The 20,628-nt window shown below is 73.2% G+C and carries 1 protein-coding gene (cut by a window edge); it reads right to left on the minus strand.

The window, feature by feature from the left end; translation table 11 throughout:
* Positions 1-20,628 carry the 3' portion of a type I polyketide synthase gene (locus ACFZB9_RS35955; protein ID WP_391454247.1) on the minus strand. 15,165 nt of this gene lie beyond the right edge of the window, so the window shows 20,628 of its 35,793 coding nt (coding positions 15,166-35,793); its start codon lies beyond the right edge, outside the window — the gene reads right to left on this strand; its stop codon occupies positions 1-3.

Consider the following 20,628-nt stretch of genomic DNA (forward strand, 5'->3'; position numbering starts at 1 on the left):
TCAGTCCCGGCCGAATTCACGGCTGATGATGTCGAAGAGGTCGTCGGCAGACGCGTTCGCCAGCTCGTCGTCCTCGGCGCCGTCCGCCGCGCCCTCGACCGCGGTCCAGTTCGCCAACAGCGCCTGGAGCCGGGCCGTGACCCGGGCCCGGTCGGCGTCGTCGGCGGACAGCGCGGTGAGCCGCTGGTCGAGCGCGTCCAGCTCGGCCAGCACCGGCGCCGCCGGGTCGGCCCCGTCGGCCACGATCTCGGTGCCCAGGTACTCGGCCAGCGCCTTCGGGTTCGGGTAGTCGAAGACCAGGCTGGTCGGCAGGCGCAGCCCACTGGCCGCGGTGAGGCGGTTGCGCAGCTCGACGGCGGTGAGCGAGTCGAAGCCCAGCTCGTTGAAGGCCCGGTCGGCCTCGACCGCGCCGGCCCCGGCATAGCCCAGGACGGCGGCGACCTCGGCGCGCACCAGGTCGAGCAGGGTGCGCTCCCGGTCCGCGGCGGGCAGCGCCCGCAGCCGCTCCACGAAGGCCGCCGACGGCTCGGCCCCGTCGCCCTCGGCGGCGGGCGAGCCGTCCGCCAGCGCCGCGCGGGCCTCGGGGACCTCGTCGAGCAGCGGGCGGGGCCGGGCCGCGGCGAAGGCCGGGGCGAACAGTGCCCAGTCCACGTCGGCGACGGTCAGCGCCGTCTCCTGGTGGTCCAGCGCCTGCTGGAGGGCGGTGATCCCGAGCTCCGGTGCCAGAACCCGCAGGCCGCGGCGGCGCAACTGCTCGGCGGCCTGCGGGTCCTCGGCCGCCATGCCGATCTCGCCCCACGGGCCCCAGGCGACCGAGGTGGCCACCAGGCCGGCGGCGCGGCGGCGCTCGGCGAGGGCGTCCAGGAAGGCGTTGGCCGCCGCGTAGCCCGCCTGGCCGCCGCTGCCCCACACCCCGGCGATCGAGGAGAAGAGCACGAAGGCGTCCAGGTCGGTGTCGCCCAGCGCCGCGTCCAGGTGGACCGCGCCGGAGACCTTGGCGTCCAGGACCCAGGAGAGTTCGCCCAGGTCACTGTGGGTCAGCGCGGTGTCCTGGGTGACCCCGGCCGCGTGCACGACCGCGCGCAGCGGGGTGCCGCCGGGCTCCTCCGCGGTGAGCCGCTTGAGCAGCGCCGCCACGGCCGGGCCGTCGGCCACGTCACACGCCTCCAGGGTCACTCGGGCACCCAACTCGGCCAGCTCCTGCTGGAGTTCCTCGGCGCCCGGGGCGCCGGCACCGCGACGGCCGGTGAGCACCAGGTGCTCGGCGCCGTTGCGGGCCAGCCAGCGGGCCACCTCCGCACCCAGCGCGCCGGTGCCGCCGGTGACCAGGACCGTGCCGCGCGGCTTCCAGGCCGGGACGGACGCCTGCGGCCGGGCCGCGCGCGCCAGGCGGCGGACCAGGACACCCGAGCGGCGGATCGCCAGCTGGTCCTCGCCGGAGCCGGCCTCCGGGCCCGCAGCCGTACCGGTACCCGTACCCGTACCCGTACCCGGGTCGGCACCCGGGTCGGCGAGGAGAGCCGCCAGGCGGGCTGCCGCCCGCTGGTCGACGGTCGACGGGAGGTCGACCAGGCCACCCCAGCGCTCCGGGTGCTCCAGGGCCACCACCCGGCCCAGGCCCCAGACCTGCGCCTGGGCCAGGCTGCCGGCGGTGTCGGCGGGACCGGTCGCCACCGCGCCACTGGTCACGCACCACAGCGGCGCGCCGATCTCCGCATCGCCGAGCGCCTGGGTCAGCACCGCGGTCGCGGCGAGCCCGGCGGGCAGCACGGGGTGGGTCGGGTGCGGCTCCTCGTCCAGGGCGAGCAGCGAGACCACGCCGGCCAGGGCGCCGGCCCCGGCGGCTCCGACAGCTCCGGCAGCTCGGGCAGCTCGGGCAGCTCCGGCGGCCTCGGTGCGCAGCGCGTCCGCCAGCGCGGCGCGCTCGCAGGCCGCGGCGTCCACCGGGAACCGGCGGACGTCGGCGCCCGCCGCCGCCAGCGCCTGGGCCACCAGGGCGACCCAGGCCTCCTCGGCCCGGGCGGCCGGGACGGCCAGCAGCCAGCTGCCGGTCAGGCTGCCGGTCGGCTCGGCGGCGAGCGGCTTCCAGGTGATCCGGTAGCGCCAGCCGTCCACCACGGACTGCTCACGCTGCTGGCGGCGCCAGGCGGAGAGCACCGGCAGCACGGCGCTCAGCTCGCTGCCGCCCTCGACCTCCAGGGTCGCGGCCAGCGCCGCCAGGTCCTCGCTCTCGACGGCCTCCCAGAACCGGGCGTCCGTGGCCTGCGCGCCGGTACGGCCCTCGCCGGTGGCGGTGGCGGTGGCGGTGGGGAGGTGCTCGGGCCAGTAGTGGTGGCGCTGGAAGGCGTAGGTGGGCAGGTCGATCCGGCGGGCGCCGGTGCGGGCGAAGACCGCCGCCCAGTCCACGGCCAGGCCACGGACGTGGACCCGGGCGAGCGCGGTGATCGCGCCGCGCACCTCGGGGCGGCCGGCGCGCAGAGCGGGCGTGAAGGCAGTCTGCTCGGCGGTGGCACTCTCCTGGCCCATCGCGCTGAGCACCCCGTCCGGGCCCAACTCGATGAAGGTGCGGACGCCCTGGCTCTCCAGGGTCGCGATGGCATCGGCGAAGCGGACGGCCTCGCGGACATGGCGCACCCAGTACTCGGGGGTGGTGAGGTCTGCGGACTGGTCGAGCGTGGAGACGATCGGGATGGTCGGCTCGTGGAAGGTGAGCTCCGAGGCGATCGCATGGAACTCGGCGAGCATCGGCTCCATCAGCGGGGAGTGGAACGCGTGGCTGACGGTCAGGCGCTTCGTCTTGCAGTCCAGCTGCCCGGCCACCTCCAGGACCGCCTGCTCGACACCCGAAAGCACCACGCCCAAAGGCCCGTTGACAGCGGCGATACCGACGTCCGTACGGTCGGCGAGCAGCGGCAGCACGTCCGCCTCGCTCGCCTGGACGGCCACCATCGCGCCCCCGGCGGGCAGCGCCTGCATCAGGCGACCGCGCGCCGCCACCAGCCGGGCCGCGTCGGTGAGCGAGAGCACGCCCGCGACGTGCGCGGCCGCCAGCTCACCGATCGAGTGCCCGGCCAGGAAGTCCGGGGTGAGGCCCCAGGATTCGACGAGGCGGAACAGTGCCACCTCGATCGCGAAGAGCGCCGGCTGGGTGTAGGCCGTCTCGTTGATCAGGTCGGAGGCGTCCTTGAGCGGGGTCTCCAGGTGCTGGTCCAGCTCCGCGCAGACCGCGTCGTAGGCCTCGGCGAACACCGGGAAGGCGTCGTACAGTTCCGCGCCCATTCCGGCGCGCTGACTGCCCTGCCCGGTGAACAGGAACGCCGTGCGGCCCTCGACCACCGAGCCCGTGACGACCTGGGCCGCCGACTCCCCCGCCGCCAACGCGGCCAGCCCGCCCAGCAGTTCCTCGCGCCCCTCGACCAGCACCACCGCACGGCGCTCCAGCGCCGCCCGGCCGGTCGCCAACGAGTGTGCCACATCGACCAGTTCGGAATCCTCGGCCACCGGCAGCAGCCGCTCGGCCTGCGCCCGCAGGGCCTCCGTGCCCTTGGCGGAGAGGAGCACGGGCAGCACCGAGGGCGCGGCGGTCGCCTCGGCGACCGGCTCCGGCGAGGAGGTCTCCGGTGCCTGCTCCAGGATGGTGTGCGCATTGGTGCCGCTGATGCCGAAGGCCGAGATGCCGACCCGGCGCGGGGCGCCGGTCTCCGGCCACGCGGTGGCCTCGGTCAGCAGCTCCACCGCGCCCGCCGACCACTCCACCTGCGGGGTGGGCTGGTCGACGTGGAGCGTGCGGGGCAGCACGCCGTTCTGCATCGCCAGCACCATCTTGATCACACCCGCGACACCGGCGGCCGCCTGGGTGTGCCCGATGTTCGACTTCACCGCGCCGAGCAGCAGCGGACGACCCGCCGCCCGCTCCTGACCGTAGGTGGCCAGCAGCGCCTGCGCCTCGATCGGGTCACCCAACCGGGTACCCGTCCCGTGCGCCTCCACCGCATCCACCTGGTCCGCCCTCAGCCCGGCCGAGGCCAACGCCGCCCGGATCACCCGCTGCTGCGAGGGGCCGTTCGGCGCCGTCAGACCGTTCGACGCACCGTCCTGGTTGACCGCCGAACCACGCACCACCGCAAGCACCGGGTGCCCGTTGCGCCGCGCCTCCGAGAGCCGCTCCACGAGCAGCATGCCCGCACCCTCACCCCACCCCGTGCCGTCCGCCGCACCCGCGAACGCCTTGCACCGGCCGTCGGCCGACAGGCCACGCTGACGGCTGAACTCGACGAACAGGTCCGGCGTCGACATCACGGTCACGCCACCAGCCAGGGCAAGCGTGCACTCACCGTTGCGCAGCGCCTGCACCGCCAGGTGCAGCGCGACCAGCGAGGCCGAACACGCGGTGTCCACCGAGACCGCCGGACCCTCCAGGCCGAAGGTGTAGGAGAGCCGGCCCGAGATGACGCTGGTAGCCGTGCCCGTCAGGCGATGGCCCTCCACGCCCTCCAGGCCGTCGACGAGCAGGTTCGCGTAGTCCTGGCCGTTGGTGCCAATGAAGACGCCCGCCTGGCTGCCGCGCAGCGTGGCCGGGTCGATGCCCGCCCGCTCGAACGCCTCCCAGGAGGTCTCCAGCAGCAGCCGCTGCTGCGGGTCCATCGAGAGCGCCTCGCGCGGCGAGATGCCGAAGAACGTCGAGTCGAACTCCGTGACGCCGTCGAGGAATCCACCGCCACGGGCATACGTGGTGCCCTGGTGGTCCGGGTCCGGGTGGTAGAGGTTCTCGATGTCCCAGCCACGGTCGGTCGGGAACCCGCCGATCGCGTCCTCACCGGAGAGCAGCAGGTCCCAGAGCTGCTCGGGGGTGTCGACGCCGCCGGGGAACCGGCAGCTCATGGCGACGATGGCGATCGGCTCGTCGTTCACCGCAGCGGCGGCGAAGGTGGCCGGGACAGCCGTGGTCACCGGCTGGGCGGCGCCCAGCAGTTCGGTCCGCAGGTGTTCGGCCAGCACGGTCGCCGACGGGTAGTCGAAGACCAGCGTGGCCGGCAGCCGCAGGCCGGTCACCGCGTTCATCCGGTTGCGCAGGTCGACCGCCGTCAGCGAGTCGAAGCCCAGCTCCTTGAACGCCCGGCCCGCCTCGACTGCGCTCGCGTCGGCGTAACCCAGCACCGCCGCCACCTGCGCCCGCACCAGCTCCAGCAGCGCCCGGCCCTGCTCGACCGGTGTCAGACCCGCCAGACGCCGGGTCAGCGAGGACTCACTGTCTGCGGCAGGCGCCGAGGCGAGCGCGGCCTCCATGACCTTGCGGGCCTCGGGGATCTCGTGGAACAGGTTGCTCGGGCGGACGGCGGCAGTCTCGGCCGCCACCTTCTGCCAGGCGACGGCGGCGATCGTGACGGTCACGTCGCCGTTCTCCAGCGCCTGCCGCATCGCGGTGATACCCAACGCCGGAGCCATCCCCGCCACACCGTCCCGGCGCAGTCGGTCGGCCACCAGCTCCTCGGTCGCCAGCCCCGCCTCCGCCCAGGCACCCCAGGCGATCGAGGTAGCGGGCAGACCATCGGCCCGGCGCTGCTCGGCGAGTGCGTCCAGGAACGCGTTCGCCGCCGCGTAGTTCGCCTGCCCCGCGCTGCCGACCGAACCCGCCATCGACGAGAAGAGCACGAACGCGCTCAGACCGTCGGTCAGTTCGTGCAGGTTACGCGCCGCGTCCACCTTCGGACGAGCAACCGCGGCGAACCGCTCCGGCGTCTGACCATCGAGGATGCCGTCATCCAGCACACCCGCCGTGTGGAAGACAGCAGAGACCGGATACTCCGCCAGCAGCTCGGCCAGCGCCTCACGGTCCGCCACATCACAGGCCACGACCGTGACCTCAGCACCCAACGCGGCCAACTCATCACGCAGTTCCACCGCACCCGGCGCATCCAGGCCACGCCGGCTCGTCAGCAGCAACCGCTCGGCACCGTTGCGGGCCAGCCAGCGCGCCACCTCCGCACCCAACGCACCCGTCCCACCCGTCACCAACACCGTGCCCGACGGCTGCCACACAGCCACCTCGCCACGCGACGCCCGCACCAGACGACGACCGAAGACACCCGACGCCCGCAACGCCACCTGATCCTCACCACCCGCACCCGCCAGCACGCTGGCCAACCGCGACAGCGCACGCTCCTCCAGCACCCCGGGAAGGTCGATCAGACCACCCCAACGCTCCGGATGCTCCAACGCCACCACCCGGCCCAGACCCCACACCTGCGCCTGCACAGGGCTCGCCAACCGCTCCGAACCACCCGACGCCACCGCACCACGCGTCAGGCACCACAACGGCGCACCGACTCCCACATCACCCAACGCCTGCACCAACGCCAGCGAACCGACCACCGACACCGACTCGTCCAACGCCAGGAAGGACAGCACCCCGTCAGCCGGCACGCCACCCAGCAGCTCCGCCAGCGCTCCGCGCTCGGCCGCTGCCGCATTCACCTCGATCTGACGGACCGTCACACCGTGCTCGGCCAGCATCGCCAGCGTGTCCAGCACCGCTGGGTCCTGCGCGCAGCCCGTCGGGACCACCACCAGCCAACTGCCGGACAGAGCAGCCGAAGCGGCGTCCAAGACCGGGAGCCAGCTGTCCCGGTAGCGCCAGCCGTCGATCACGGTCTGCTCGCGGTGCCGGCGGCGCCAGGCCGACAGCAGCGGCAGGGCCGAGCTCAGCGGCTGGTCACCGTCCAGGTCGAGGGTGCCGGTCAGCTCCGCGAGGTCGCCGCGCTCGACGGCCTCCCAGAAGCGGGCATCCGCCTCGTCGAGCACGGCCTCGGGCCGTGCGACCGAGCCGTCCGACTCCAGCCAGTAGCGCTCGCGTTGGAAGGCGTAGGTCGGCAGCTCGATCCGCCGGGCGCCACGGTCGGCCAGGAAGCTCGCCCAGTCGACCGCGACCCCCCGCACATGCGCCTCGGCCAGCGAAGCGAACAACCGCTCCAAGCCGCCCTCGTGACGACGCAACGTACCGAACGCCACCGCATCCCGCCCGGCCGCCTCGACACCCTCCTGAACCGCCATCGCCAACACCGGATGCGCACTCACCTCGACGAACGTCCCAAAGCCGTCCGCCAACAACGCCCGCACCGCACCCTCGAACTCCACCGTCGCCCGCAGGTTGGCGTACCAGTACTCCGCATCCAACCCGGAACCGTCCACCACCTCACCACTCACCGTGGACAACAACGGCACCCGCCCGACGCGCGGCTCGACCCCCGCCAACAGCTCCAGCAACTCCACCCGGACCGACTCCACCTGCGCCGAATGCGAGGCATAATCCACCGGCACCCGACGCGCCCGCACCCCCTCCACCGCACACCACGCCAACAACTCGTCCAACGCCACCGGCTCACCCGACACCACCACCGACGACGGCCCGTTCACCGCCGCCACCGACACCCGCGCCTCACCCCACACCGCCAGCCGCTCACGCACCTCAGCCACCGGCAGACCCACCGACACCATCCCACCCAACCCCGCCAAACCACCCGCAATCACCCGGCTACGCAACGCCACCACCCGCGCACCATCCTCCAACGACAACGCACCAGCCACCACCGCCGCCGCGATCTCCCCCTGCGAATGCCCCACCACCACACCCGGACGCACCCCCGCCGCCCGCCACACCTCCGCCAACGACACCATCACCGCCCACAACACCGGCTGCACCACATCCACCCGCTCCAACCACGCCTCACCGGCCCGGCCTAGCAGCACCTCCTCCAGCGACCAGCCGTCGGCGAAGGGCGCCAGCGCCACACCACAGGCCTCGATCGAGGCCCGGAACGCCGCCGACTCCTCCCACAGCCGAGCGCCCATCGCGGCCCACTGCGAGCCCTGCCCCGGGAAGACGAACGCGACCTTCCCCGCCGAACCGCTCACCCCGCGCACGACCTCCGCCGCTACCCCGCCCGAAGCCAGCGCCGCCAACCCCCGCACCGCCGCCTCGCGGTCACCCGCGACCACCACCGCCCGGTGCTCGAAGGCCGAGCGCGAGGCCAGCAGCGAGTCGCCCACATCCAGCAGACCGGCCTCCGGCCCCTCCGCCAGCCGTGTCAACAGCCGCGCCGCCTGCCCCTCCAGCGCCGCACCGCTCTTCGCCGACAGCACCAGCGGCACCACACCGGCGGGCACAACGGCGGGCACAACGGCGGGCACAACGGCCGGCTGGGCCACGGCCGTCGGCGCGTACTCCAGGATCGTATGGGCATTGGTGCCGCTGATGCCGAAGGACGACACCGCCGCACGACGCGGCCGGCCCACCTGCGGCCACTCCCGCGCCTCGGTCAGCAACTCCACCGCACCCGAAGCCCAATCCACCTTCGGCGACGGCTCGTTCACATGCAACGTCTGCGGCAGCACACCGTGCCGCATCGCCATCACCATCTTGATGATCCCACCGACACCCGCCGCCGCCTGCGTGTGACCGATGTTCGACTTCAGCGACCCCAACCACAACGGCTGCTCGGCAGACCGCTCCTGGCCATAGGTCGCCAGCAACGCCTGCGCCTCGATCGGGTCACCCAGCGGCGTTCCCGTCCCATGGGCCTCCACCGCGTCCACCTGATCCACCGTCAGACCAGCTGCCGTCAGCGCCTGGCGGATCACCCGCTGCTGCGAGGGACCGTTCGGCGCCGTCAGACCGTTCGACGCACCGTCCTGGTTCACCGCGCTACCGCGCACTACCGCGAGCACAGGGTGGCCGTTGCGCTCGGCATCCGAGAGCCGCTCGACGAGCAGCATGCCGACGCCCTCGCCCCAGCCCGTACCGTCCGCGTCGTCCGAGAACGCCTTGCAACGCCCGTCCGCCGACAGGCCTCGCTGGCGGCTGAAGTCCACGAACACCTCCGGGGTGGACATGATCGCCACACCGCCGGCCAGGGCCATCGTGCACTCGCCGTTGCGCAGCGCCTGAATGGCCCAGTGCAGAGCAACGAGCGAGGAGGAGCAGGCGGTGTCCACCGTCACCGCCGGGCCCTCCAGGCCCAGGGTGTACGAGACGCGGCCCGAGGTGATGCTGCCCGAGACCCCGGTACCGATGTGTCCCTCGACACCCTCGGGCAGTTCGCTGATCCCACTGGCGTAGTCGTGGTACATCACACCGGCGAAGACGCCGGTCCGGCTGCCGCGCAGCGCGGCCGGGTCGATGCCCGCGCGCTCGATGGCCTCCCACGAGGTTTCGAGCAGCAGGCGCTGCTGCGGGTCCATGGCGAGGGCCTCGCGCGGCGAGATGCCGAAGAACTGGGCGTCGAAGAGGCCTGCGTCGTGCAGGAAACCGCCCTCCCGGACATACGAGGTGCCCTGGTGGTCCGGGTCCGGGTGGTAGAGGCCCGCCAGATCCCAGCCACGGGTGGCCGGGAAGCCGGAGATCGCGTCCGCACCGGAGAAGACCAACTGCCAGAGATCCTCGGGGGATTCGACACCGCCCGGGTACCGGCAGGCCATGCCGACGATCGCGATCGGGTCATCGGCGGCGATCGGGGCGGGGCCGGTGACGGTCGTCGCCGACTCGTCGCCGAGCAGCTCGGCACGGAGGAAGGCGGCGAGAGCGAGCGGGCTCGGGTAGTCGAAGACGAGCGTGGCGGGCAGGCGAAGGCCGGTCGCGCCGTTCAGCTCGTTGCGCAGCTCGACGGCGGTCAGCGAGTCGAAGCCCAGCTCCTTGAACGCCCGGCCGCCCTCGACGGCACTCGCGTCGGCGTAGCCGAGCACGGCCGCCACCCGGCCGCAGACCAGCTCCAGCAGCGCGGCCTCGCGCTCACCGGCCGGCAGCGCGCTCAGCGTCCGCACCAGGGCGGATCCGGTCGCCGCACCGGCGCCGCCGGCCTCGACGGTGCGCCGGGCCGGCATCCGCACCAGCCCGCGCAGCAGCGGCGGCAGGGTCCCGGCCACGGCCTCGGCGCGCAGCGCGGCGAAGTCGAGACGCATCGGCACCAGCGTGGCCTCGTCGGCGGCGCAGGCGACGTCGAAGAGCGCCAGGCCCTCGGCGGCGGACATGCCCTGTACACCGCCCCGGCTCATCCGCTGCACGTCGGCCTCGGCCAGGCTGCCGATCATGCCGCCGTTGGCCCAGGCACCCCAGGCGAGCGAGGTGGCGGCGAGACCGGATGCGCGGCGCTGGGCGGCGAGCGCGTCCAGGAAGACGTTCGCGGCCGCGTAGTTGCCCTGTCCCGGGCCGCCGAAGGTGCCGGCGGCGGACGAGAAGAGGATGAACGAGCGGAGATTCTCGGTGAGTTCGTTCAGGTTGAGCGCCGCGTCCAGCTTCGGGCGCAGCACCGTGTCCAGCCGCTCGGGCGTGAGTGAGGAGACGATGCCGTCGTCCAGCACACCGGCCGTGTGCACCACCGCCGACACCGGATGCGCCAATGAAGCCAACAGGTCGGCCAGCGCGTCACGGTCCGCCACATCACAGGCGGCCACGATCACGGTCGCGCCCGACTCGGCCAGCTCAGCCACCAGTTCGGCCGCACCCGGCGCATCCGCACCGCGACGGGAGACCAACAGCAGGCTGCGCACACCGTGTTCGGCCACCAGATGCCGGGCCACCAAGCCGCCCAGCAGACCCGAGGCACCGGTCACCAGCACCGTACCGTCCGCCTCGAAGACCGGAGCGGAAGCCGACAGCGGCTCCACGGCCGCCGCCACCCGCGCCAGGCGAGGCACCAGGACCTCGCCCGCCCGGATCGCCAACTCCGGTTCACCGGCAGCCAGAGCGCCGGACACCGTAGCGGACGAAGCCTCGTGGGCGTCCAGGTCGAGCAGGACGAACCGGTTCGGGTTCTCCGACTGTGCCGAGCGCACCAGACCCCAGACGGGGGCCTGCGCAAGGTCGGTGAGGCCGCTCGCGTCAGCCGCCACCGCGCCCCGGGTGACCAGCACCAGGCGCGATTCGGCGAACCGCTCGTCCACCAGCCACTCCCGCACCACCGCGAGCACACCGTGCAGCGCCTCGCGCACGACAGCCGCACTGACCTCGGGGGCCGGCGGGAGGGCGAGGAAGACCGCCTCCGGGGCGGCCAGGCCACCGTCCACCGCCGCACCCAGCGCGGCGAGATCAGCAAAGACAGGCACACCGAACACCTCGGCACCCAGCGCCACCCAGCGCCCGACCACACCGGCCGCGACCGGCAGCGTCTGCCACGCCACCCGGTAGAGCGAGTCGGTGAACTCGCCGCCGGCCGCACGGATCTGCTCCTCGGAGACCTCGCGCATCGCCAGCGAGTCAACCGAGGCGACCGGTCGGCCCGACTCGTCCGCCAGCACCAGCGAGACCGTGTCGCGGCCCGCCGGGGACATCCGCACGCGCACCGCCGAGGCGCCGGTCGCATGGAGGGTCACGCCGTTCCAGGCGAACGGCAGTCGCCCGCCGCCGTCGCTCTCCAGCAGGTTGCCCAGGCCCACCGCGTGCAGCGCGGCGTCCAGCAGCGCCGGGTGCAGACCGAAACGTGCGGCCTCGCTCTGGGCGGTCTCGGGCAGCCGGACCTCGGCGTAGACGTCCTCGCCCAGGCGCCAGGCGGCGCGCAGGCCCTGGAACACCGGGCCGTAGCCGAAGCCGGCCGCGGCCAGCCGCTCGTACAGGTCCTCGACGCCGACCGCGACCGCGCCGGCGGGCGGCCACTCGGCCGGCCCGAAGGACTGCCCGAAGGACTGCTCGAAAGGCTGCCCGAATGAGGGCGCGGTCGCCGAGCCGGGCGCGAGCACACCGGTGGCGTGCCGCGTCCACAGCGGATCGGCGAGCGCGTCCTGCGGCCTGGAGTGCAGGCTCACCACGCGACGGCCCGTGGCGCCAGCGGCCTCCACCGAGAGCTGCACCTGGACCGCGCCGCGCTCGGGCAGGACGAGCGGAGCCTCCAGGGTCAGCTCCTCCAGCACCTCGCAGCCGACCTGGTCCCCGGCCCGGATGGCCAGCTCCACGAAGGCCGTGCCCGGCAGCAGCACCGAGCCGAGCACCGCGTGGTCGGCCAGCCACGGGTGCGACTGCACCGAGAGCCGACCGGTGAAGAGGAAACCGTCGGCGGCGGCGAGCGAGACAGCCGCGGCGAGCAGCGGGTGACCCGCCACCGTGAGCCCCGCCGCCGTCACATCACCGGTCCCGGCGAACGGGCGCTCGGGCCAGTAGTGCTGGCGCTGGAAGGCATAGGTGGGCAGGTCGATCCGGCGGGCGCCGGTGCCTGCGAAGACCGCCGCCCAGTCCACGGCGACACCGCGAACGTGCAGCTGGGCGAGGGCGGTGGTGAGGGTGCGGGCCTCGGGGCGGCCGGCGCGCAGGACGGGCGTGAAGGCGGTCTGCTCGGCGGTGGCGCTCTCCTGGCCCATCGCGCTGAGCACGCCGTCCGGGCCCAACTCGACGAAGGTACGCACACCCTGGCTCTCCAGGGCCGCGATGGCGTCGGCGAAGCGGACGGCCTCGCGGACATGGCGCACCCAGTACTCGGGGGTGGTGAGGTCTGCGGACTGGTCGAGCGTCGAGACGATCGGGATGGTCGGGGCGTGGAAGGTCAACTCCGAGGCCACCGCACGGAACTCGGCCAGCATCGGCTCCATCAGCGGCGAGTGGAACGCGTGGCTGACGGTCAGGCGCTTCGTCTTGCAGTCCAGCTGCCCGGCCACCTCCAGGACCGCCTGCTCGGTGCCCGAAAGCACCACAGCCAAAGGCCCGTTGACGGCGGCGATACCGACGTCCGTACGGTCGGCGAGCAGCGGCAGCACCTCCGCCTCGCTCGCCTGGACGGCCACCATCGCGCCCCCGGCGGGCAGCGCCTGCATCAGGCGGCCACGCGCGGCCACCAGCCGGGCCGCGTCGGCGAGCGAGAGCACGCCCGCGACGTGCGCGGCTGCCAGCTCACCGATCGAGTGCCCCACCAGGAAGTCCGGTGTGAGGCCCCAGGACTCGACGAGGCGGAACAGTGCCACCTCGATCGCGAAGAGTGCCGGCTGGGTGTAGGCCGTCCGGTCGAGGAGGTCGGAGGCATCCTTGAGCGGGGTCTCCAGGTGCTGGTCCAGCTCCGCGCAGACCGCGTCATAGGCCTCGGCGAACACCGGGAAAGCGCCGTACAGTTCCGCGCCCATCCCGGCGCGCTGGCTGCCCTGCCCGGTGAACAGGAAGGCCGTCCGGCCCTCGACCGCCGAGCCCGTGACGACCTGAGCCGCCGACTCCCCCGCTGCCAACGCGGCCAGCGCACTGCGGAGTTCGACGTGCTCACCGGCAACGATCGCGGCGCGCTGCTCGAAGGCCGCGCGCGTTGTCGCCAGCGAGAAGCCGAGATCGGTGAGGCGGACCGCGTCGTCACCGTCGAGCCGGGCGAGCAGCTCCCGGGCCTGGTCGCGCAGTGCGGCGTCGTTCTTCGCCGACAGGAGCATCGGCAGCACCGAGAGCGGCGCCGTCACCTCGGGGACCGGCTCGGCCTCAACTGCGGGCGCCTGCTCCAGGATCGTGTGCGCATTGGTGCCGCTCACGCCGAAGGCCGAGATGCCGACCCGGCGCGGGGCACCGGTCTCCGGCCACGCGGTGGCCTCGGTCAGCAGCGAGACCGCACCCGCCGACCACTCCACCTGCGGGGTGGGCTGGTCGACGTGCAGGGTCGGCGGCAGTACGCCGTTCTGCATCGCCAGCACCATCTTGATCACACCCGCGACACCAGCGGCCGCCTGGGTGTGCCCGATGTTCGACTTCACCGCGCCGAGCAGCAGCGGACGACCCGCCGCCCGCTCCTGACCGTAGGTGGCCAGCAGCGCCTGCGCCTCGATCGGGTCACCCAACCGGGTACCCGTCCCGTGCGCCTCCACCGCATCCACCTGGTCCGCCCTCAGCCCGGCCGAGGCCAACGCCGCCCGGATCACCCGCTGCTGCGACGGACCGTTCGGCGCCGTCAGACCGTTCGACGCACCGTCCTGGTTCACCGCGCTACCGCGCACCACCGCAAGCACCGGGTGCCCGTTGCGCCGCGCCTCCGAGAGCCGCTCCACGAGCAGCATGCCCGCACCCTCACCCCACCCCGTGCCATCCGCCGCACCCGCGAACGCCTTGCACCGGCCGTCGACGGAGAGGCCGCGCTGACGGCTGAACTCGATGAACAGGTCCGGTGTCGACATCACGGTCACGCCACCGGCCAGAGCGAGCGTGCACTCACCGTTGCGCAGCGCCTGCACCGCCAGGTGGAGAGCCACCAGCGAGGCCGAGCACGCGGTGTCCACCGAGACCGCCGGCCCCTCCAGGCCGAAGGTGTAGGAGAGCCGACCCGAGATGACGCTGGTAGCCGTGCCGGTCAGCCGGTGGCCCTCCACGCCCTCCTGGCCCTCGCCCAGCAGCGAGATGTAGTCCTGGCCGTTGGTGCCGATGAAGACGCCCGCCTGGCTGCCGCGCAGGGTCGTCGGGTCGATGCCCGCCCGCTCGAACGCCTCCCAGGAGGTCTCCAGCAGCAGGCGCTGCTGCGGGTCCATGGTGGTGGCTTCGCGCGGGCTGATGCCGAAGAACGCGGGGTCGAACCGGGTCGCGTCCTGCAGGAAGGCGCCCTTGCGGGTGTAGACCTTGCCGAGCTGCTCGGGGTCGTCGTCGAAGAGCGAGTCGAGGTCCCAGCCGCGGTCGGTCGGGAAGTCCACCACCGCGTCGCCGCCCGCGATCAGCAGGTCCCAGAGCTGCTCGGGGGTGCTGACGCCGCCGGGGAACCGGCAACTCATGGCGACGATGGCGATCGGCTCGTCACTCACCGCAGCGGCGGCGAAGGTGGCCGGGACAGCCGTGGTCACCGGCTGGGCAGCGCCCAGCAGTTCGGTCCGCAGGTGCTCGGCCAGCACGGTCGCCGACGGGTAGTCGAAGACCAGCGTGGCCGGCAGCCGCAGGCCGGTCACCGCGTTCATCCGGTTGCGCAGGTCGACCGCCGTCAGCGAGTCGAAGCCCAGCTCCTTGAACGCCCGGCCCGCCTCGACCGCGCTCGCCTCGGCGTAACCCAGCACCGCCGCCACCTGCGCCCGCACCAGCTCCAGCAGCGCCCGACCCTGCTCCACCGGCGACAGCCCCGCCAGACGGCCGGTCAGCGAGGAGCTGGGGCCGGCGGCGGTGTCCGTGCTGCCCGGCTGGGCGGCAGCGGCGCGCAGGCGCTGGACCTCCGGGATCTCGTCGAACAGGTTGCCGGGCCGGACGGCCGCGAACTCGGGGGCGAGCTGCTCCCAGACGATGTCGCCGATGGTGACGGCGGTGTCGCCGTTCTCCATCGCCTGCCGCATCGCGGTGATACCCAACGCCGGAGCCATCCCCGCCACACCGTCACGGCGCAGCCGGTCGGCCACCAGCTCCTCGGTCGCCAGCCCCGCCTCCGCCCAGGCACCCCAGGCGATCGAGGTAGCGGGCAGACCATCGGCCCGGCGCTGCTCGGCGAGTGCGTCCAGGAACGCGTTCGCCGCCGCGTAGTTCGCCTGCCCCGCGCTGCCGACCGAACCCGCCATCGACGAGAAGAGCACGAACGCGCTCAGGTTGTCGGTCAGTTCGTGCAGGTTACGCGCCGCGTCCACCTTCGGACGAGCAACGGCGGCGAACCGCTCCGGCGTCTGACCATCGAGGATGCCGTCATCCAGCACACCCGCCGTGTGGAAGACAGCGGACACCGGGTGAGCCGCCAGCAGCTCGGCCAGCGCCTCACGGTCCGCCACATCACAGGCCGCGATCGTGGTCTCAGCGCCCAACGCGGCCAGCTCGTCACGCAGTTCCACCGCACCCGGCGCATCCAGGCCACGCCGGCTCGTCAGCAGCAACCGCTCGGCACCGTTGCGGGCCAGCCAGCGCGCCACCTCCGCACCCAACGCACCCGTCCCACCCGTCACCAACACCGTGCCCGACGGCTGCCACACAGCCACCTCGCCACGCGACGCCCGCACCAGACGACGACCGAAGACACCCGACGCCCGCAACGCCACCTGATCCTCACCACCCATGAGCACGCTGGCCAACCGCGACAGCGCACGCTCCTCCAGCACCCCGGGAAGGTCGATCAGACCACCCCAACGCTCCGGATGCTCCAACGCCACCACCCGGCCCAGACCCCACACCTGCGCCTGCACAGGGCTCGCCAACCGCTCCGAACCACCCAACGCCACCGCACCACGCGTCAGGCACCACAACGGCGCACCAACCCCCACATCACCCAACGCCTGCACCAACGCCAGCGAACCGACCACCGACACCGACTCGTCCAACGCCAGGAAGGACAGCACCCCATCAGCCGGCACGCCACCCAGCAGCTCCGCCAGCGCTCCGCGCTCGGCCGCTGCCGCATTCACCTCGATCTGACGGACCGTCACACCGTGCTCGGCCAGCATCGCCAGCGTGTCCAGCACCGCTGGGTCCTGCGCGCAGCCCGTCGGGACCACCACCAGCCAACTGCCGGACAGGGCAGCCGAAGCGGCGTCCACGACCGGGAGCCAGCTGTCCCGGTAGCGCCAGCCGTCGATCACGGTCTGCTCGCGGTGCCGGCGGCGCCAGGCCGACAGCAGCGGCAGGGCCGAGCTCAGCGGCTGGTCACCGTCCAGGTCGAGGGTGCCGGTCAGCTCCGCGAGGTCGCCGCGCTCGACGGCCTCCCAGAAGCGGGCATCCGCCTCGTCGAGCACGGCCTCGGGCCGTGCGACCGAGCCGTCCGACTCCAGCCAGTAGCGCTCGCGTTGGAAGGCGTAGGTCGGCAGCTCGATCCGCCGGGCGCCACGGTCGGCCAGGAAGCTCGCCCAGTCGACCGCGACCCCCCGCACATGCGCCTCGGCCAGCGAAGCGAACAACCGCTCCAGACCGCCCTCGTGACGACGCAACGTACCGAACGCCACCGCATCCCGCCCGGCCGCCTCGACACCCTCCTGAACCGCCATCGCCAACACCGGATGCGCACTCACCTCGACGAACGTCCCAAAACCGTCCGCCAACAACGCCCGCACCGCACCCTCGAACTCCACCGTCGCCCGCAGGTTGGCGTACCAGTACTCCGCACCCAACCCGGAACCGTCCACCACCTCACCACTCACCGTGGACAACAACGGCACCCGCCCGACGCGCGGCTCGACCCCCGCCAACAGCTCCAGCAACTCCACCCGGACCGACTCCACCTGCGCCGAATGCGAGGCATAATCCACCGGCACCCGACGCGCCCGCACCCCCTCCACCGCACACGACGCCAACAACTCGTCCAACGCCACCGGCTCACCCGACACCACCACCGACGACGGCCCGTTCACCGCCGCCACCGACACCCGCGCCTCACCCCACACCGCCAGCCGCTCACGCACCTCCGCCACCGGCAGACCCACCGACACCATCCCACCCAACCCCGCCAAACCACCCGCAATCACCCGGCTACGCAACGCCACCACCCGCGCACCATCCTCCAACGACAACGCACCAGCCACCACCGCCGCCGCAATCTCCCCCTGCGAATGCCCCACCACCACACCCGGACGCACACCCGCCGCCCGCCACACCTCCGCCAACGACACCATCACCGCCCACAACACCGGCTGCACCACCTCCACCCGCTCCAACCACGCCTCACCGGCCCGGCCGAGCAGCACCTCCTCCAGCGACCAGCCGTCGGCGAAGGGCGCCAGCGCCGCGCCACAGGCCTCGATCGAGGCCCGGAACGCCGCCGACTCCTCCCACAGCCGAGCGCCCATCGCGGCCCACTGCGAGCCCTGCCCCGGGAAGACGAACGCGACCTTCCCCGCCGAGCCGCTCACCCCGCGCACGACCTCCGCCGCTACCCCGCCCGAAGCCAGCGCCGCCAGCCCCCGCACCGCCGCCTCGCGGTCACCCGCGACCACCACCGCCCGGTGCTCGAAGGCCGAGCGCGAGGCCAGCAGCGAGTCGCCCACATCCAGCAGACCGGCCTCCGGCCCCTCCGCCAGCCGTGTCAACAGCCGCGCCGCCTGCCCCTCCAGCGCCGCACCGCTCTTCGCCGACAGCACCAACGGCACCACACCGGCGGGCACAACGGCGGGCACAACGTCCGGCTGGGCCACGGCCGTCGGCGCGTACTCCAGGATCGTATGGGCATTGGTGCCGCTGATGCCGAAGGACGACACCGCCGCACGACGCGGCCGGCCCACCTGCGGCCACTCCCGCGCCTCGGTCAGCAACTCCACCGCACCCGAAGCCCAATCCACCTTCGGCGACGGCTCGTTCACATGCAGCGTCTGCGGCAGCACACCGTGCCGCATCGCCATCACCATCTTGATGATCCCGCCGACACCCGCCGCCGCCTGCGTGTGACCGATGTTCGACTTCAGCGACCCCAACCACAACGGCTGCTCGGCAGACCGCTCCTGGCCATAAGTCGCCAGCAGCGCCTGCGCCTCGATCGGGTCACCCAGCGAGGTGCCGGTGCCGTGCGCCTCCACCGCGTCGATGCCGTCGGCGGGCAGGCCCGCGTTGGCCAGCGCCTGCCGGATCACCCGCTGCTGCGAGGGACCGTTCGGCGCTGTCAGACCGTTCGACGCACCGTCCTGGTTCACCGCGCTACCGCGCACTACCGCGAGCACAGGGTGGCCGTTGCGCTCGGCATCCGAGAGCCGCTCGACGAGCAGCATGCCGACGCCCTCGCCCCAGCCCGTACCGTCCGCGTCGTCCGAGAACGCCTTGCAACGCCCGTCCGCCGAGAGCCCGCGCTGGCGGCTGAAGTCGACGAAGGTCTCGGGGGTGGCCATCACGGTCACACCACCCGCGAGCGCCATCGTGCACTCGCCGTTGCGCAGTGCCTGGATCGCCCAGTGCAGGGCGACCAGCGAGGAGGAGCAGGCGGTGTCCACCGTGACGGCTGGGCCTTCGAGGCCGAAGGTGTAGGCGACGCGCCCGGAGGCGATGCTGCCGGAGACACCGGTGCCCAGGTAGCCCTCGACGCCGTCCGGCAGTTCGCTGATCCCGGTGGCGTAGTCGTGGTACATCACGCCGGCGAAGACACCGGTCCGGCTGCCGCGCAGCGCGGCCGGGTCGATGCCGGCCCGCTCGATGGCCTCCCACGAGGTTTCGAGGAGCAGGCGCTGCTGCGGGTCCATCGCCAGCGCCTCGCGCGGCGAGATACCGAAGAAGTCCGGGTCGAAGAGACCGGCGTCATGCAGGAAACCGCCCTCGCGGGCGTAGGTGGTGCCCTGGTGGTCCGGGTCCGGGTGGTAGAGGCTCGCCAGGTCCCAGCCACGGGTGGCCGGGAAGCCGGAGATCGCGTCCGCACCGGAGAAGACCAACTGCCAGAGATCCTCCGGGGATTCGACGCCACCCGGGTAGCGGCAGGCCATGCCGACGATCGCGATCGGCTCGTCGACCGCCACAACAGCCGCAGGGCTGGTGGTGACGCTGGCCGAGGCGTCGCCGAGCAGCTCGGCGAGGAGGAAGGCGGCCAGCGCGAGCGGGCTCGGGTAGTCGAAAACCAGCGTGGCGGGCAACCGCAGGCCGGTCGCGCCGTTCAGCTCATTGCGCAGCTCGACGGCGGTCAGCGAGTCGAAGCCCAGCTCCTTGAACGCCCGGCTCGACTCGACCGCGCTCGCGTCGGCGTGGCCGAGCACGACCGCCACCCGGCCGCAGACCAGCTCCAGCAGCGCGGCCTCGCGGCCGCCGGCCGGCAGGGCCAGCAGACGGGCGGTCAGCTCCGAACCACCGGCCGCGGCCGACCGGGCGGCCCGGCGGGCCGGGACCCGCACCAGGCCGCGCAGCAGGGCGGGCAGGGTGCCGGCCGCGGCCTGCGCGCGCAGGGCGGCGAGGTCGAGGCGGATCGGCACCAGGGCGGCTTCGCCGGTGGCGGTCGCGGCGTCGAGCAGGCTCAGGCCCTCCGCCGAGGAGAGGCCGTGGATACCGCCGCGGCTCATCCGCTGGACATCGAGTTCGTCCAGGCTGCCGACCATGCCGCTGCTGTCGGCCCACGGGCCCCAGGCGAGCGAGGTGGCGGCCAGGCCCTGGGCGCGGCGCCGGGCGGCGAGCGCGTCGAGGAAGACGTTCGCGGCCGCGTAGTTGCCCTGGCCGGGGCTGCTCATCGTGCCGGCGGCGGACGAGAAGAGGACGAACGCGCTCAGGTTGTCGGTGAGTTCGTGCAGGTTGAGCGCCGCGTCCAGCTTCGGGCGCAGCACCGTGTCCAGCCGCTCGGGCGTGAGCGAGGAGACGATGCCGTCGTCCAGCACACCGGCCGTGTGCACCACCGCCGACACCGGATGCGCCAACGAAGCCAACAGGTCGGCCAGCGCGTCACGGTCCGCCACATCGCAGGCGGCTACGATCGCGCTGGCGCCCGACTCGGCCAGCTCAGCCACCAGTTCGGCGACGCCCGGCGCATCCGCACCGCGCCGGGAGACCAACAGCAGGCTACGCACACCGTGTTCGGCCACCAGATGCCGGGCCACCAAGCCGCCCAGCAGACCCGAGGCACCGGTCACCAGGACCGTGCCGTCCGCCTCGAAAACCGGCAGCGGCTCGACGGCGGCGGCGACCCGTGCCAGCCGCGGTGCACGCAGGGCGCCTGCCCGGACCGCCAGTTCGGGCTCCCCGGCGGCGAGCGCGGCCGACAGTGCCTCGCGGGAGAAGTCCCCGCCGTCAAGATCGAGCAGCACCAGACGGTCGGGGTTCTCCCCCTGCGCGGCGCGGACCAG

The sequence above is a fragment of the Kitasatospora sp. NPDC008050 genome (assembly GCF_042957465.1).
Classification (GTDB): Bacteria; Actinomycetota; Actinomycetes; order Streptomycetales; family Streptomycetaceae; genus Kitasatospora.